At 51.1% G+C, this 15,317-nt stretch carries 19 protein-coding genes; all 19 read left to right on the forward strand.

The window, feature by feature from the left end:
- Positions 1 to 37 precede the first annotated feature (37 nt).
- The 19 genes from spoIIIAA (at position 38) to dxs (ending at position 15,309) form a co-directional block, all read left to right on the forward strand.
- Positions 38 to 1,036, forward strand: a complete 999-nt coding sequence (gene spoIIIAA / locus AK95_RS31390) for a stage III sporulation protein AA (RefSeq protein WP_071223844.1) — start codon at positions 38 to 40, stop codon at positions 1,034 to 1,036.
- On the forward strand, positions 1,029 to 1,547 hold the full coding sequence (gene spoIIIAB / locus AK95_RS31395) for a stage III sporulation protein SpoIIIAB (RefSeq protein WP_071223845.1): 519 nt from the start codon (positions 1,029 to 1,031) through the stop codon (positions 1,545 to 1,547). Before spoIIIAA ends, spoIIIAB begins: the two co-directional genes overlap by 8 nt.
- Before the next feature lie 16 nt (positions 1,548 to 1,563).
- Positions 1,564 to 1,767 carry a stage III sporulation protein AC gene (spoIIIAC, locus tag AK95_RS31400; RefSeq protein ID WP_007129715.1) on the forward strand — a complete coding sequence of 68 codons (204 nt, stop codon included), beginning with the start codon at positions 1,564 to 1,566 and terminating at the stop codon, positions 1,765 to 1,767.
- A 10-nt stretch (positions 1,768 to 1,777) separates the two neighbouring features.
- Entirely contained in the window at positions 1,778 to 2,167 is a 390-nt protein-coding gene (gene spoIIIAD, locus AK95_RS31405; protein ID WP_071223846.1) for a stage III sporulation protein AD, read from the forward strand.
- A 15-nt stretch (positions 2,168 to 2,182) separates the two neighbouring features.
- Positions 2,183 to 3,391 carry a stage III sporulation protein AE gene (spoIIIAE, locus tag AK95_RS31410; protein ID WP_071223847.1) on the forward strand — a complete coding sequence of 403 codons (1,209 nt, stop codon included), beginning with the start codon at positions 2,183 to 2,185 and terminating at the stop codon, positions 3,389 to 3,391.
- Between the two features lie 42 nt (positions 3,392 to 3,433).
- Positions 3,434 to 4,156, forward strand: coding sequence for a stage III sporulation protein AF (gene spoIIIAF, locus AK95_RS31415; RefSeq protein WP_071223848.1), 723 nt, complete (start codon positions 3,434 to 3,436; stop codon positions 4,154 to 4,156).
- Positions 4,157 to 4,170: 14 nt separating this feature from the next.
- Positions 4,171 to 4,815 (forward strand): stage III sporulation protein AG, encoded by a 645-nt coding sequence (gene spoIIIAG / locus AK95_RS31420; protein WP_201259460.1) that lies wholly within the window; start codon positions 4,171 to 4,173, stop codon positions 4,813 to 4,815.
- Positions 4,816 to 4,880: 65 nt separating this feature from the next.
- Complete coding sequence (locus tag AK95_RS31425; RefSeq protein ID WP_071223850.1) at positions 4,881 to 5,753, forward strand: SpoIIIAH-like family protein; 873 nt, start codon at positions 4,881 to 4,883, stop codon at positions 5,751 to 5,753.
- 168 nt (positions 5,754 to 5,921) lie between these two features.
- Entirely contained in the window at positions 5,922 to 6,425 is a 504-nt protein-coding gene (accB, locus tag AK95_RS31430) for an acetyl-CoA carboxylase biotin carboxyl carrier protein (protein ID WP_071223851.1), read from the forward strand.
- Between the two features lie 54 nt (positions 6,426 to 6,479).
- Positions 6,480 to 7,823 (forward strand): acetyl-CoA carboxylase biotin carboxylase subunit, encoded by a 1,344-nt coding sequence (gene accC, locus AK95_RS31435; RefSeq protein ID WP_071223852.1) that lies wholly within the window; start codon positions 6,480 to 6,482, stop codon positions 7,821 to 7,823.
- A 118-nt stretch (positions 7,824 to 7,941) separates the two neighbouring features.
- The gene (locus AK95_RS31440; RefSeq protein ID WP_071223853.1) at positions 7,942 to 8,355 is read left to right on the forward strand and encodes an Asp23/Gls24 family envelope stress response protein; all 414 of its coding nucleotides are present in this window, start codon (positions 7,942 to 7,944) and stop codon (positions 8,353 to 8,355) included.
- A gap of 72 nt (positions 8,356 to 8,427) precedes the next feature.
- The gene (gene amaP / locus AK95_RS31445; protein WP_071223854.1) at positions 8,428 to 8,967 is read left to right on the forward strand and encodes an alkaline shock response membrane anchor protein AmaP; all 540 of its coding nucleotides are present in this window, start codon (positions 8,428 to 8,430) and stop codon (positions 8,965 to 8,967) included.
- 15 nt (positions 8,968 to 8,982) lie between these two features.
- Positions 8,983 to 9,216, forward strand: a complete 234-nt coding sequence (locus AK95_RS31450) for a DUF2273 domain-containing protein (protein ID WP_006209372.1) — start codon at positions 8,983 to 8,985, stop codon at positions 9,214 to 9,216.
- Between the two features lie 176 nt (positions 9,217 to 9,392).
- Positions 9,393 to 9,851, forward strand: a complete 459-nt coding sequence (gene nusB, locus AK95_RS31455; RefSeq protein ID WP_071223855.1) for a transcription antitermination factor NusB — start codon at positions 9,393 to 9,395, stop codon at positions 9,849 to 9,851.
- A 61-nt stretch (positions 9,852 to 9,912) separates the two neighbouring features.
- Positions 9,913 to 10,773 (forward strand): bifunctional methylenetetrahydrofolate dehydrogenase/methenyltetrahydrofolate cyclohydrolase FolD, encoded by an 861-nt coding sequence (gene folD / locus AK95_RS31460; protein WP_071223856.1) that lies wholly within the window; start codon positions 9,913 to 9,915, stop codon positions 10,771 to 10,773.
- Position 10,774: 1 nt separating this feature from the next.
- Positions 10,775 to 12,145: an exodeoxyribonuclease VII large subunit gene (xseA, locus tag AK95_RS31465; protein WP_071223857.1), complete on the forward strand. Its 1,371-nt coding sequence runs from the start codon at positions 10,775 to 10,777 to the stop codon at positions 12,143 to 12,145.
- On the forward strand, positions 12,135 to 12,395 hold the full coding sequence (gene xseB, locus AK95_RS31470; RefSeq protein WP_009591232.1) for an exodeoxyribonuclease VII small subunit: 261 nt from the start codon (positions 12,135 to 12,137) through the stop codon (positions 12,393 to 12,395). Before xseA ends, xseB begins: the two co-directional genes overlap by 11 nt.
- Positions 12,396 to 12,417: 22 nt before the next feature.
- Positions 12,418 to 13,293 (forward strand): polyprenyl synthetase family protein, encoded by an 876-nt coding sequence (locus tag AK95_RS31475; protein WP_397376650.1) that lies wholly within the window; start codon positions 12,418 to 12,420, stop codon positions 13,291 to 13,293.
- Between the two features lie 108 nt (positions 13,294 to 13,401).
- Positions 13,402 to 15,309 carry a 1-deoxy-D-xylulose-5-phosphate synthase gene (gene dxs / locus AK95_RS31480; protein WP_071223858.1) on the forward strand — a complete coding sequence of 636 codons (1,908 nt, stop codon included), beginning with the start codon at positions 13,402 to 13,404 and terminating at the stop codon, positions 15,307 to 15,309.
- Positions 15,310 to 15,317 lie beyond the last annotated feature (8 nt).

Genomic DNA, 15,317 nt, shown 5'->3' on the forward strand with positions numbered 1-15,317 from the left:
GAAGATGATCAAAAAGGACAACCTGGGGGAAATCGATATGACATTGAACTGGTTAGACCTGTTTCCCGAGACCGTAAAACGGATGCTGCTGAACCTGTCGAAAGAGCTTCTCGATCATGTGGAGGAGGTACGTATCCGGGAGGAACGTCCGCTGGAGATTAATTCGGCGGGCAAGCATCATTTTCTGGACCGGCGCGGCGGGCTCACTTTGCGGCCTGATGAAGCGTATAAGCCAACGCGTGAAGATACCCATAGGTTGCTGGATCTAATCAGTAACCATTCCCTCTACACCATGGAAGAGGAATTGCGAAAAGGGTTTATCACGATACCTGGGGGTCATCGGGTCGGGCTTACCGGCCGGACGGTGCTCAGCGGTGGTAAGGTTGAACACATTCGGGATATTAGCGGATTTAATGTCCGGATTGCCAAGGAAGTTCAGGGCGCGGCGGATGACATCATCCCGCATTTACTCGACCGGAAACGGAAAAGGGTAATGCACTCGCTGATCTTATCCCCGCCCCAGCAAGGCAAGACCACGCTGCTTCGGGATCTGGCGAGGCAGATCAGTTACGGCAAATGGGGGAAATCGGCCGTGCATTGGCCGGGAATGAAGGTAGGCATCATTGACGAACGTTCTGAAATTGCCGGTTGTCTGCGCGGAGTCCCTGGTTTCGACGTAGGTCCGCGTACGGATGTGCTCGATGGCTGTCCGAAAGCTGAAGGGATGATGATGATGATCCGTTCGATGTCCCCGGATGTGCTGATTGTGGACGAGATCGGTCGGCCGGAGGATGCGGAAGCCGTCATTGAAGCCTTGCATGCGGGAATCAGCGTCATAGCAACGGCACATGGCTCGTCCATACAAGATATGCGTGGGCGACCAGCACTCGCCGGTCTTCTGGAGAACCGGATGTTTGAGATGTATGCCGTTCTTAACAGAACGGGCGACCACAGATCATACAAGCTGTATGACGGAGGTCAGCGAACGCTTCAGACGGCTGCAGCCGGTCCACCGGGCGGTGATGCCTATGCTTAAACTGGTCGGGGCTGTGCTCGTGCTGGGAGCTGGAACTTTAGCCGGATTTTATCAGGCCCAGCAATTCGCGGCAAGACCCAGGCAGCTGCGAGAACTCATTCTCGCGCTTCAACGGCTGGAAACGGAGATCAGCTACGGCTTGACGCCATTACCCGATGCGCTGGAGCGAATTGGCGATTCCCTTCGTGAACCGCTCAGATCATTATTTGCCTCAGCCGCGCTTTACATGAGTCCCGACTACGGGTTATCCGCACAGGAAAGCATCCGCAAGGCACTGGACGAATACTGGAAACGAACATCGATGAAAAGTGCCGAGCGTGAGGTGTTGGAGCAGCTAAGCGGCGTTCTTGGCACCAGTGACAGGCAGGACCAGATCAAACATATCGCTCTGGCCGTGGGACAGCTCAAGCATGAAGAAGCAGCGGCAAGGGATGACCAGGTCAAATATGAAAAAATGAGCAAAAGTCTGGGACTGCTCATTGGAGCATTGATCGTCATTTTGATCTTTTAGCGAGGTGCCAGGGGAAATGAACATTGAAGTGAACGCCATCTTCCAGATTGCCGGCATTGGGATCATCATTGCCATGATCCATACGGTCCTGAAACAGATGGGGAAAGAGGATATGGCACATTGGGTGACCCTTATCGGGTTTGTGGTTGTGCTGTTTATGGTCGTCAGACTCCTTGACGATTTGCTCAAGGAAATCAAAAGTATTTTTCTATTCCAGTAGGTGGACCTTTATGGAAATTATCCAGGTGGTAGGACTGGGCATCATCGCTACCGTGCTGATCTTGGTTGTCAAGGAACAGAAGCCGCTCTTTGCCTTTCTTCTCGCAGTGGCGACCTCGCTCCTCATCTTCCTGTTCCTGATCGGGAAGATCGGAAATGTCTTATCCATGCTGGAAGATTTGGCAGAGAACTCCGGTGTCCAGATCATCTATTTAAAGACCGTTCTGAAAATTATCGGAATTGCCTATATCGCGGAGATGGGGGCTCAGATCGTACGAGATGCCGGACAGGAATCGATCGCATCCAAAATAGAACTGGCGGGAAAAGTGCTCATATTGGTGCTCGCTGTACCGATTATCGGGATCATCATCGAGACGGTCCTGAAGCTCCTCCCGGCTTGAAAAAGGTGGGGGGACATGGTTACAGGAGTAATACTTCGAAAAGGCTTGGCCGTGTTTCGTCTACTGATCCTGATGTTGTTTATGACCGGATTGTTCTGCGGAACGATAAGTGCGGCTGACGCGGCAAATCCGGCCGATGAGTGGGTTGAGCAGCAGACGCAGCAGCTGCCGACAGACCAGGTCGAGAAATACTGGGACCGGCTCATGAAGGATTACGGCGGTTTCTTCCCGGATGGAAAGACGCCGTCTCTGATGGATATGCTGCTGCCGGGCGGCGACGGTCTTAGCTTCAAAGGGGTTATGTCAGGCATCGGAAAATATTTGTGGCATGAGGTGCTCTATAACGGGAAGCTGCTGGCAACCATCGTGATGCTGAGCATCATGAGTCTGATCCTTGAGAATCTGCAGACGGCCTTTGAGAAAAGCACCGTGAGTCGGGTTGCCTATACGATCTGTTACATGGTTGTCCTGGTCATTGCCGTTAACAGCTTCAGCATCGCGATAGGATATGCCCGGGACGCCATTACCCAAATGATCGATTTCATGATGGCGATGCTTCCCCTGCTCTTTGCACTGATGGCTTCGATGGGGAATGTGGTGACCGTCTCGGTGGCTCATCCGCTAGTCATCTTCATGGTACATACGGTAGGTACGCTGATCAGCACGGTTGTGTTCCCGCTTCTGTTCTTCTCGGCTCTGCTGCACCTGGTTAGTTCGCTATCCGAAAAGTACAAGCTGACCCAGCTTGGCAACCTGCTGCGAGGAATTTCGATGGGTGTTCTGGGCGTGCTGCTTACCGTGTTCCTGGGTGTCATCTCCGTCCAGGGACTGACCAGCTCGGTGACGGACGGGGTGACGATCCGGGCAGCCAAATATGTAACCGGCAATTTCGTCCCGGTAGTCGGCAAGATGTTCGCAGACGCAACGGATACCGTGATCTCGGCCTCATTACTCGTCAAGAATTCCATCGGACTGGCAGGGGTCATCATTATTTTGTTCCTATGCGCATTTCCTGCGATCAAGATTTTGACGCTTGCCTTGATATATAACATCGCGGCTGCCGTCATGCAGCCGCTAGGAGACACCCCGATCGGCACCTGCCTGCAGACGATCGGGAAGACGATGCTGTATGTTTTTACAGCCTTGGCCGCAGTCAGTATGATGTTCTTCCTGGCCATAACGATTCTGCTCACGGCAGGCAACATTACCGTCATGATGAGGTGAGGCAGAACATAGAAGGCGGCCAATGCTTAGGAGGAATGGCGAATGGACTGGCTTGGAGGTTGGTTGAAAAGCGTCATCATGGTGGTTCTCTTTGCAGCCTTCGTTGATTTGATACTGCCCGGCAAGGCGCTTGAACGATATGCCAGATTAGTCTTGAGCCTGTTGATTCTGCTTACGCTGCTTAGCCCGATTATCGCATTGATAACGGATCCCCCCGAGAATCAATTGGCGATGGAGCTGGAGCGGCAGGAGAAAGGGCTGCCGGAAGAGGTTCAGCTGGAGCATATTCTGGCACAGGCCGAGAAGCTGAAGGAAACGCAGCAGAGTCAAAGCCTTCAGTGGGCAGGCAACGAATTAGCCCGGGTGATGAAAGAAGAGATCGCGGCAGAAACCGGGGAGACGGTCCAGGAGGTCAAGGTGGTGCTGGCTGCAGTTGCTGGGCAGGACAAGGGATATGCAGGCGCTGCGATACGCTCCGTTGACGTAAGGCTGGTTGGAGGTGAATCGGAGAATGCAGAGGTAGACAAAAGGGATGATAAGGAGCCCATCAGCATAGAACCCGTTGATTCCGTGCAGGTGAATGTTGAATCCATGCAGTCGGAACGGGATGGAAAGGCAGCGGTGAAAGAGAATGCAGAAGCAGTGAGCAAGGCCGAAGAAGCAAGAGCAGAGCCGGTTCGGGATTACATTAGCCGCCGGTGGGATTTAGAGCCGGATCTGATCACGATATATATGCCAGGGCAGGAGCAGGATAAAAAGCTGTAGCGGAGGTGAGGATGATGGGAAATTGGTTGAAGCGGTTGGAGCAATGGCTTGGCGGAGGAGCTGGCGGAGCAAGAAAAATGCAAACCTTCAGATGGTTGATCATTCTTGGCCTGATCGGCGTCGCGATTATGCTGTTCAACTCCTTCGTCAATGTGAAGAAGCTGGATCATGAGAATATCGGTCGCGAGCCGCCGCCGGAGTCTGCGGCGGTCTCAACGCCCCAAAGCGGGACTTCAACCAGCGGCGGCGGTGAGTTCGAAAGTATCGAGCAGGATTTTGAAATGCGCACCAAAACCATGCTGGAACAGATTGTTGGGGTTGGGGCTGTCGATGTCATGGTGACTGTGGAATCTACAGAAGAGCTGGTCGTCCAGCGTGATATGAAAGATACCCAGGAGCTGACGGAGGAAACCGATGCTAACGGAGGTAAGCGCCATGTAACAAGTTATCAGCGTGACGGCCAGATTGTCACCTATGAATCATCCGGGGAAGAAACCCCAATCGTCACCAAGAAGATCAAGCCTCAAGTCCGGGGTGTGCTCGTCGTAGCCAAGGGAGCCGAGAATGATGTTGTAAAGAGCTTGATCGTGGATGCGATCCAGCGAGGCCTCAATGTCCCGTCTTATCGTATATCTGTTGTCCCGCGTAAACAGGAATAACCGCAGCCAATCGAATGATCCGATCATTCGTGCCAAGGTTTTCATTCAAAGGAGGAAACGTTCAAATGAATAACAAAAGACAAACCATATGGTTAGTATCCATGCTTAGTTTGATGGTCATCCTGTCAGCTTACTACTTATTCACCGACGATTCGGGCACGAAAGCGCCGCCGGTTGCCGAGAGCACGCAAGTGGACGGTCAGAAGCCGGGAGCCGGACAAGAAGCAAACGGAACCGCAGGCGCTGGCGACGAGCTGGTTGTGAACGAAGTGCTTGAAGAAGGCACAGACGGTGATTCCGGTGCCAATGAGCAAGGGACTGGTACGAGCGATACAGGTGCGGCCGGAACGGAAAATCCTGCAGAAGCAACACAAGGTGAGCAAGGGGAGCAAGGAAAAGCCAGCGGCGAAGCCGGTAAAACGGAAGAGCCGGAAGTGAAGGAATCCCAAGAGGGAGCCGAGAATTCCAAAGACGCTAGCAGCACAGGCAAAGAGGGAGCCGAGGAATCCAAAGACACAAGCAGCACCAGCAACGGTAACAAATCGGATGAAGAAGTGCTGGAGCAAGTGGCGGCCAATGCAACATCCGCAGCAGCCCAGTTGGAGTCCTATAAATTGGACCGCTCACAAAAAAATATGAAATTATACGATGAGTTAATGACAAAGATCGACAATCATGAGAACAAGCCGGAGCAAACAGCTCAAGCAACCGAGCAGCTGAAAGCAGCCGAAGCGAAAGAGGAAGTGATTCTCAGCATCGAAGAAGCGCTGCAGCAGCAATACGGCAACGCCGTTGTGAAGGAAGAAAGCGAGAAGTATAATGTGGTCGTTCTGAGTGAAAAACTCGATGCTAAAGGTGCAGCCGGCATCGTGAGTCTTGTGATGAAGGAATTGAAGGTTTCGCCGGATAAAGTAACCGTTCAATATGTTGCGCCATAAGCTTGTCTGCAGATTTCAACATAAATCACGGATATACGATAAACCGAAAGAGTCTAAGGATTGCCTTGGGCTCTTTCTATTTCGCTCGATTGTGATATAATACTCTAAGCTATTGACTGACTGTCCTAAGCAAGGGCTTCCAAGAAAGTGAAGGAGTGAACGTCGATAATGTTTAAATTAAACGAAATCAAGGAACTTATTAAGCTGGTGGATCAAACTTCCGTGCATGAACTGGAAATTGAGAGCGAAGGTACACGCTTATCCATTAAGAAACCCAATGCAGCCGAGGTTGTTAACAACTATCAGGCAGCGCCGCAAGCGTATATACCGGCACAGCAAATGATGGCACCACAGATCGTACAGCCGAATACGGCGAATCAAGCACCTGCAGCGGCACCACAGCAGGATTCAGTGGAGGATAGTAACAGCTCATTACATAAAATCGTATCACCGATGGTAGGGACCTTCTATCGTTCCCCATCGCCTGAGGCCGGGCCGTTTGTCAGTCCCGGGGACAAGGTGACTGAGAAATCGACGGTCTGCATCATTGAGGCCATGAAACTGATGAATGAACTGGAAGCAGAGATCAAAGGCGAAATCGTTGAGGTTCTCGCACAGAACGGTCAACTTGTAGAATTCGGGCAACCTCTGTTTCTGGTGAAGCCGGAGTAATATGGAGGGACTCGCCAAGAACGAGAGTCGCAAGAGTCCGAAGGAGGTTACTGCATGAGATTTCAAAAAGTGCTTATCGCGAACCGGGGAGAGATTGCCGTTCGTATCATCCGGGCTTGCCGGGAACTTGGCATCGCAACGGTTGCCGTATATTCGGAGCCGGACCGGGAATCCCTGCATGTTCGCTTGGCGGATGAGGCCTACTGCATCGGCCCTACGTTATCGAAAGACAGCTATTTGAATTTTACCAATATTATGAGCGTGGCCACACTGACCGAGTGTGACGCCATACATCCCGGTTACGGCTTTTTGGCCGAAAACGCGGATTTCGCTGAGATTTGTGAATCCTGCAACATTACCTTTATCGGTCCTTCCGCTGACGCGATCAACCGTATGGGAGACAAGGCTGTTGCGAAGCAGACGATGAAGGATGCCGGTGTTCCGGTTATTCCGGGATCCGACGGATTGGTCGAGGATCTGAATGAAGCCGTTATGCTTGCCCGCGATATTGGATATCCCGTCATTATCAAAGCTACTGCAGGTGGCGGAGGTAAGGGTATCCGGATCGCCGAGGATGAAGAAACGCTGGTTAAACAGATTACAAACGCACAGCAGGAAGCCCAGAAGGCCTTCGGCAATGCAGGCGTATATCTGGAAAAATATCTGACCGGCATGAAGCATGTAGAGATTCAAATTATCGCCGACAAACATGGCAACGCCGTGCATCTCGGGGAGCGTGACTGTTCTGTGCAGCGACGGAGACAAAAGCTGGTTGAGGAAGCTCCTTGTCCGGTTCTAAGTGAAGAGGTACGCAGCCGGATGGGCGAAGCCGCCGTTCGCGCCGCGAAGGCCGTTAATTATTCCGGTGCAGGTACGCTTGAATTTTTGCTCGGTCAGGACGGTCAGTTCTACTTCATGGAGATGAATACGCGGATTCAAGTAGAGCATCCAGTGACCGAGATGGTGACCGGGGTTGATCTGATTAAGGAAATGATCTCTGTTGCGGAGGGTCACACGCTCTCTTTCACTCAAGAAGAAGTCGTTATTAATGGCTGGTCCATTGAGTGTCGGATTAATGCCGAGAATCCGGACAAGGGCTTTATGCCTGCCCCTGGAACCATTCAGTTCTATTTGCCTCCGGGAGGACCTGGCGTGCGGGTAGACAGTGCGGCATATCCCGGTTATACCATTTCGCCTTATTATGATTCGATGATTGCCAAGCTGATTGTATGGGCGCCGACCCGCGATGAAGCGATCGCGAAGATGAAGCGCGCTTTGGCCGAATTCGAGATTGAAGGGATCTATTCAACCATCCCGTTCCATCAGAAACTGATGAACCATCCTACCTTCTTGAAGGGTGACTTTGACATTAAATTTTTGGAAGAAAATGAGATTTGAAACCTTTGGCCAAGTTTGTCATAAACTTGGCCAAATGGTATAGTATGAGTAATAAGAGCGCATGCCTTATGCAGTTCGGGTGCATCCGCTAACTTATTCCGAAAGGTGTGTTGAGACAATGGCGGAAACATTGCCTACAGAATTTGAACGTACAGATATCGGTGAGATTCAGATTGCACCGGAAGTTATTGAAGTTATCGCTGGACTTGCTACGGTAGAGGTACGTGGGGTTGCAGGGATGAGCGGAGGCTTTGCAGGCGGCATTGCCGAACTGCTCGGACGCAAGAATTTATCCAAGGGTGTCAAAGTGGAAGTTGGACAACGGGAAGCTGCTGTTGACGTATCCGTTATCGTGGAGTATGGCCATCGTCTTCCTGAAGTAGCCGGAGAAATCCAGCGCAACGTGAAACGTTCGATTGAGAATATGACAGGGCTTACGGTAATTGAAGTCAATGTACATATTCATGATGTCCATTTCATGAAAGCCGTGGAGAAGACGGAAGAATTGGATCTTGCTCAACGCGTGAAATAGAATAGTTTCAGGCTAGCCCTGGGCAGCAATGTCGAGGGTTTCATCTAATTTTTAAGGAGGCTGTGCTGAATCGTGGCCAAAATCATGGACAGACTTTTGCTGTTTATCTACAGCTTAAGTATCGGTGTTATATCCGTAGTTGCCATCCTCCTGTTGAGTGGCGCTGTTCCGTATGAATTGACGAGTGTTCAGGAACAACGCCTTTTCTGGGCTGGAATTATCGTAGCTGCGGTTTTGTTTTTACTGAGCATCCGTTTCTTCTTCATCTCCGTAAGGCGCGATCGCTCGAACCTGAATTCCATCGATCAGCGCACCGAATTTGGCGACATCCAAATCTCTGTGGAGACGATCGAGAATCTCTGCCTGAAGGCGGCTTCGCGCGTGCGGGGAGTCAAGGATTTGAAATCCCGGATCAAGGTATCTCAATCGGGTCTTGATATTGCGATTCGTGCCGTGGTTGATGGTGAAGAATCCATTCCTACACTGACAACGGAAGTGCAGAAGCAGGTGCACGACTTTGTTAAAGATACAACAGGAATACCCGTGTCATCCGTATCCGTATATATTGCTAACGTGGTTCAGGCACCAAGCTTCAAGAGCCGCGTGGAATAGAGGTGAGCTTCCCCAATGCCTTGGAAAGAAATATGGGAGAGTCACAGAGGAAGAATTGCCGGGGTGACCGGCGGGCTTGTGTGCGGACTGATTTACTTATTATCCGGTTTTTGGGATATGCTGTTCTTTGCATTAGTGGTATTTATCGGCTATATATTTGGCAAGCGCAAGGATCTGAAGCAAGGTTCCATGTTCCACTTTCAGGAATGGGGACGATGGCTTTCCGAGCGCTGGCGGCCGTTTAAATGAACCCTGTGATATGCTTTCTCCGGAAAAAATGCTGAGGACAGGTGTCGTGCGCCTTTTTTGCGGAGAGAGATATTCACAGGTTTTTTTTTGGCTTTTTAATTGTTGTCAAGTCTTGACGGCAAATGGATCATACTAATTAGAAAAATGGATTCAGCAGGGTCCACAGGAGGAACAAAATGAAAAGACGTGTAGCAAGAGAGATTGTCGTTCAAAGCCTTTACCAGATGGAGATGAACGAAGTCGACAGTGTGGAAGCCGTGTCGATGCTGCTCTCGGAAGCGGCCGAAGAAAATGAGACCGAGCGGGTCATCGGCGACGAAGTTCTAATGAAGGAGTATGTGCTGCAATTGGTCAATGGAACATGGGAATCCAAGGATTCGATTGATGAACTGCTCGCTCATTATTTGAAAGGCTGGCAGGTAAGTCGTCTTTCCCGTGTGGATCGTCAAATCCTGCGTCTGGCTGTATATGAACTGACATCCCGTGAAGATGTGCCGGGCAAGGTAGCTGTGAATGAAGCGATTGAGTTGTCCAAGCATTTCGGAACCGAGGAATCAGGGAAGTTCGTCAACGGTGTACTGGGCCGGATGATTCAGGAGCTGGATCAAGTCAAGGTGAAGCTGCGTCAGTCTTAATCTGTACGCTTAAGCTAAGCTTGAATCGGCATCATTCAATCATAATGGAGGAGAGATTAGGATGACAGCAGCAACGATAATTAGCGGAAAACAGATTTCTGAAGAAATTCGCAAGGGGATTGCGTTAGAAGTAGAACAATTGTCCAAGCAGAATGTACGTCCTGGTTTGGCTGTTGTACTTGTAGGTGATGATCCGGCTTCGCATGTTTACGTTCGCAACAAGGAGAAGGCATGTCAGGATCTGGGCTTTTATTCCGAGGTCCATCGTCTTTCCGAGGAATCCAGCCAGGAAGAAGTGCTGGCGCTCGTGGACAAGCTTAACGCACAGGAATCCATTCACGGAATTTTGGTCCAGCTCCCTTTGCCCAAGCACATCCATGAGAAGGCCGTCATTGATGCGATCGCAGTGGAAAAGGACGTGGACGGTTTCCATCCAGTTAATGTGGGTAACCTCGTAATAGGCGATGACAGTCTGCTGCCGTGCACGCCTGCCGGCGTGATTGAAATGATCAAGCGGACAGGCATTGAGATTGCAGGCAAGCATGCGGTTGTAATCGGGAGATCCAACATCGTTGGCAAACCGGTATCACTTCTCCTCCAGCGCGAGAACGCCACCGTTACGATGTGTCACTCCCGAACGGGGAATATGGCTGAAATCGCTCGACAAGCAGATATCCTGGTCGTTGCAATCGGCAGAGCGAGTATGATTGATGCCAGTTATGTGAAGCCGGGCGCTGTTGTGATCGATGTCGGCATGAACCGTTTGGAGAACGGGAAGCTTGCCGGGGACGTGGACTTTGAGAGCGTGAAGGAAGTGTCCGGTCCGATTACTCCGGTTCCTGGAGGCGTGGGCCCTATGACCATCACGATGCTCATGCAGAATACCTTGATAGCCGCCAAAAGGCTGAATGGGTTGAGCTGATATGAAATCGGCAGATCCAGGACGAGTATTATCCGTTAAGGATTTAAACCGTTATATCCGCATGAAAATGGAAGGTGACTCCAGGCTCTCCGACGTATGGATCCGTGGTGAAATTTCGAATTTCACCCATCACTCCAGCGGACATATGTACTTTACCTTAAAGGATGAAGGCAGCCGGATTCGTGCGATCATGTTTGCGACTCATAACCAGAGGCTCCCTTTTATACCGAAGGAAGGCTCGCGCGTCATTGCCCGGGGCAATGTGTCGGTATATGAACGAGATGGTCAATATCAATTCTATGCGGTTCAAATGCAGCCCGACGGGATCGGCAGTTTGTACCTTGCTTATGAACAGCTGAAGTCGAAGCTGGAGGAAGAAGGCTTGTTTGCAGCCGAGCGCAAGCGCCCTTTGCCGCGTTATCCCAAGACAATTGGTGTTATTACCTCGCCGACGGGTGCCGCGGTTCGGGATATTATGATTACGATCCGGAGACGGTACCCACAGGCAAGAGCCATTCTTTATCCGGTGCTGGTTCAAGGCAAAGGGGCTGCTCCTTCGATCGTGAAGGCGATTCGGACGATGAATGACATGGCTGAGGCTGATGTGCTCATCGTTGGCCGTGGCGGCGGATCACTGGAAGAGCTGTGGGCGTTTAATGAGGAGATCGTTGCAAGAGCTATTTATCAATCCGATATTCCCGTCATTTCGGCCGTTGGACACGAAACGGATTTTACGATCGCCGATTTTGTTGCAGATTTACGAGCCGCAACGCCGACAGCCGCCGCTGAACTTGCGGTACCGAGCAGCGCGGAACTTAGGGGGCAGCTTGTTCAAAGACAGCGCCAGCTGAACCAGGGACTTCAGCAGCGTCTTAAGCGGAGTCGTGAACGTTTATTTTCGCTCCAGCGTTCCCCGGTTCTGGTTCATCCCCGCCGGTATATGCTTCAACATGCCGAACGGTTGGACATGCTGTCTCAGCGGCTGCAGGGCAACCTCAAATCCCGGTTATCCCTGGTCCGTCAGCGACAAAAATCACTGCATCAGGGACTAATCCGGTATAATCCGCGAACCCAAGCGGAGTTTGCCGCGAGAAGAAAAGATCAGGCCAACCGGCAGTTAATGAATGCGATGCAGTCGATCATGAAATCCAAGGTATCACAGCTGCAAACCGAAATGAGGCATCTCGATGCGCTCAGTCCGCTGAAAATTATGTCCAGAGGATATAGCCTCGTGTATGACGAGGCAGAACAAAAGCTTGTGAAATCCATCGAAGATGTTCAGTTAGGCGATTTGGTTAACGTGAGGGTCAGCGACGGACAGCTGCAGTGTCAAGTGTGGGGAATGAAGGAGGATGAAGAGAATGGCGAATGAAACATTGGAGATCAGCTTTGAAGAAGCGATGGCGCAGCTCGAGACGATTGTAGAGCAGTTGGAGGATGGAGATGTGCCGCTGGAAAAAGCGATCGATTTATTTCAACAGGGCATGAAGTTGTCGCAGATGTGCAGCAAAAAGCTGGAGCAGGTTGAGCAAAAAATCGAAATGATCGTGGAAGAAGGCGGAGAACTGAAGCGTAAGCCTTTTGGCGGGACGCTGGATGAGACAGGTGAACTGGGTGAATAACAGACTTCCGATTCATCAATATATGAATGAGATTTGGGACAGACTGGATAGCGAGTTAACAAATCTTTTTCCGCCAGGTTGGAAAGTTCCTGAAACCCTTCGCCAGTCCATGTCGTATTCTTTAATGGCAGGCGGCAAGCGAATGCGTCCGCTGCTTGTCATTGCGGCATGCGAGGCCGGAGGCGGCAACCGTGATGCCGCGCTTCCAGTCGCTTGCGCCGTTGAGATGGTCCATACATATTCCCTTATCCACGACGATCTTCCAGCGATGGACGATGACGATTATCGCCGCGGCAAGCCAACGAATCATAAGGTTTTTGGCGAAGCGAGCGCTATTTTGGCCGGCGATGCCTTGCTGACGCATGCTTTTTACAGCGTAATCCAGGCTGCCAGAAAGCATGGTATTCCAGCTGAGCGCGTGCTGTCAATTGTGGAGGATCTTGCGGAGTATGCAGGTCCGCGGGGGATGGTAGGCGGACAGGTTGCCGATATGGAGGGTGAACAAGGGATAACGACGTTAGAGCAGCTTGAGTATATTCACCTGCACAAGACGAGTGATCTGATCATGTTCTCGCTGATGGCCGGCGGGCATATTGCCGGGTGCTCGGAATCCCAGATTGAATCCTTGCGAACCTTCGGGCATCATATAGGCCTTGCATTTCAGATTCAAGATGATATCCTGGATCTGGTCGGGGATGAGTCCAAGCTTGGGAAGCCGGTACAAAGCGATGTGAAACAGGAAAAAGTGACGTATCCGTACTTCATCGGTTTGGACGCATCGAGGCGTGAAGTCGAGCGCCTGACAGCAGAAGCTAAGCGGGTCATTTCCGAAGGGAATTTCAATGATCCCTCCAGAATGCTGGAGATCGCTGATTTCCTGATGGCTCGGGATCACTAAGCACGCTTTACATGCAAACGGTTTTTTTGTGATATAATGTCTGTTAATGGCTGATTTCATAACAGCTGAAGAACGTAAACTTAAACAAGGAAAGCGGGGAGATTCTTCGTGCTTCTTCCAAATATCAAACATCCCGAACAACTTAAACATCTATCGGTGGACGAACTCGAGGATTTAGCAGGACAAATCCGTCATTTTCTAATCGAAAAGCTGTCCGTTACCGGTGGCCATCTTGCACCGAATCTGGGAGTGGTTGAACTCACGCTGGCCTTGCACTATTGCTTTGACAGCCCTCGTGACAAGATGATATTTGACGTGGGCCATCAAGCCTATGTACACAAGATCTTGACCGGACGAATGGATAAATTTGATACCCTCCGTAAATACAAAGGCTTGTGCGGCTTCGTAAAGCGTTCCGAAAGCGAGCATGATGTCTGGGAAGCCGGGCACAGCAGCACCTCGCTGTCTGCCGCAATGGGTATGGCGATGGCGCGTGATCTGAAAGGTGAGAACAACCGGGTGATCGCCTTGATTGGTGACGGCGCACTTACTGGCGGCATGGCGTTTGAAGCGCTCAATCATATTGGCCATGAGCAGAAAAAGCTGATGGTCATCCTGAATGACAACGAAATGTCGATTGCGCCGAATGTGGGTGCCATGCATAACTACTTAAGCAAGATCCGATCTGATCGTTATTATCTTCGTGCCAAGGACGAAGTGGAAATGCTCCTGAAGAAAATTCCTGCCATCGGCGGCAAACTGGCCAAGACGGCAGAGAAGATGAAGGACAGCCTTAAATATATGATGGTTCCCGGCGTTTTATTCGAGGAACTCGGATTTACCTATCTGGGCCCAGTAGACGGACATGATCTGAACAAACTGATCGATACGTTAAAGCAGGCCGACAATGTGGATGGACCCGTTCTGATTCATGCCGTAACAACCAAAGGCAAGGGATACCGCCCGGCTGAATCCGATTCTCATAAATGGCATGGGATCACGCCATATAAGATTGAATCCGGCCAAGTCCTTAAAGCGGTAGGAAATCCGATGTACACGGAAGTATTCGGACAGACGCTGATTGAGCTGGGAGAACAGGACGAACGTATCGTGGCCGTTACGCCGGCGATGCCGGGCGGCTCCGGCTTGATCCCGTTCAGCAAGAAATTCCCTGATCGTATGATCGATGTGGGGATTGCCGAGCAGCACGCCGCGACCTTGTGCGCAGCATTGGCAATGGAAGGCATGAAGCCTGTATTTGCGGTGTATTCCACGTTTATGCAGCGTGCGTACGACCAAATCGTGCATGATATTTGCCGCCATAACGCCAACGTGATGTTTGCGATTGACCGTGCCGGCTTTGTTGGTGCAGATGGCGAAACCCATCAAGGGGTATACGATGTAGCTTTCATGCGTCATATCCCGAATATCGTCATTATGATGCCAAAAGACGAGAACGAGCTTCGTCATATGATGAAAACAGCGCTCGATTATAATGAGGGACCTATCGCTTACCGATACCCTCGGAACAATGTGCGCGGCGTTCCAATGGACACCGAGCTGGTACCGATTCCTATCGGGACTTGGGAAGTCGTTCGTCCTGGCGAAGGATATGCGATTCTGGCATCCGGTCCTATGGTTCAGTTGGCCGAGGAAGCTGCGGAGCAGCTCAAGCGGGAAGGCATTACGGTAGAAGTCGTAAATGCCCGTTTCCTTAAACCGCTTGATGGAGGCATGCTGCGGAATCTGGCAGAGACGGGGACATCCATGCTGGTTCTGGAGGAAGTTTCGCAAGCGGGAAGTATGGGCAGCGCGGTTCTGGAGTTTTTTGCGGAGCAGGGAATCCATGACGCGGTCGTATCTTTAATGGGGATCGAAGACCGGTTTATCGAGCATGGCAGCATACCGCAGCAGCGTGAAGAAGTAGGGCTGACATTGGAATCGGTTTGTCAGGAGATCCGGAGCTTGAAGAATGCCCGGACAGCCGGGCTCGGCAAGAGAAGTTTTATGTCTTAGTAACCATC

The sequence above is a fragment of the Paenibacillus sp. LC231 genome (assembly GCF_001860525.1).
Taxonomy (GTDB): Bacteria; Bacillota; Bacilli; order Paenibacillales; family Paenibacillaceae; genus Paenibacillus_AQ.

Bases quoted from the DNA above. Each gene is read 5' to 3' on its own strand.
- spoIIIAA (WP_071223844.1), top strand. From the start codon at position 38: ATGACATTGAACTGGTTAGACCTGTTTCCCGAGACCGTAAAACGGATG.
- spoIIIAG (WP_201259460.1), top strand. From the start codon at position 4,171: ATGGGAAATTGGTTGAAGCGGTTGGAGCAATGGCTTGGCGGAGGAGCT.
- AK95_RS31425 (WP_071223850.1), top strand. From the start codon at position 4,881: ATGAATAACAAAAGACAAACCATATGGTTAGTATCCATGCTTAGTTTG.
- xseB (WP_009591232.1), top strand. From the start codon at position 12,135: ATGGCGAATGAAACATTGGAGATCAGCTTTGAAGAAGCGATGGCGCAG.
- accC (WP_071223852.1), top strand. From the start codon at position 6,480: ATGAGATTTCAAAAAGTGCTTATCGCGAACCGGGGAGAGATTGCCGTT.
- spoIIIAE (WP_071223847.1), top strand. From the start codon at position 2,183: ATGGTTACAGGAGTAATACTTCGAAAAGGCTTGGCCGTGTTTCGTCTA.
- folD (WP_071223856.1), top strand. From the start codon at position 9,913: ATGACAGCAGCAACGATAATTAGCGGAAAACAGATTTCTGAAGAAATT.
- AK95_RS31475 (WP_397376650.1), top strand. From the start codon at position 12,418: ATGAATGAGATTTGGGACAGACTGGATAGCGAGTTAACAAATCTTTTT.
- AK95_RS31440 (WP_071223853.1), top strand. From the start codon at position 7,942: ATGGCGGAAACATTGCCTACAGAATTTGAACGTACAGATATCGGTGAG.
- spoIIIAF (WP_071223848.1), top strand. From the start codon at position 3,434: ATGGACTGGCTTGGAGGTTGGTTGAAAAGCGTCATCATGGTGGTTCTC.
- AK95_RS31450 (WP_006209372.1), top strand. From the start codon at position 8,983: ATGCCTTGGAAAGAAATATGGGAGAGTCACAGAGGAAGAATTGCCGGG.
- spoIIIAC (WP_007129715.1), top strand. From the start codon at position 1,564: ATGAACATTGAAGTGAACGCCATCTTCCAGATTGCCGGCATTGGGATC.
- spoIIIAD (WP_071223846.1), top strand. From the start codon at position 1,778: ATGGAAATTATCCAGGTGGTAGGACTGGGCATCATCGCTACCGTGCTG.
- accB (WP_071223851.1), top strand. From the start codon at position 5,922: ATGTTTAAATTAAACGAAATCAAGGAACTTATTAAGCTGGTGGATCAA.
- xseA (WP_071223857.1), top strand. From the start codon at position 10,775: ATGAAATCGGCAGATCCAGGACGAGTATTATCCGTTAAGGATTTAAAC.
- spoIIIAB (WP_071223845.1), top strand. From the start codon at position 1,029: ATGCTTAAACTGGTCGGGGCTGTGCTCGTGCTGGGAGCTGGAACTTTA.
- nusB (WP_071223855.1), top strand. From the start codon at position 9,393: ATGAAAAGACGTGTAGCAAGAGAGATTGTCGTTCAAAGCCTTTACCAG.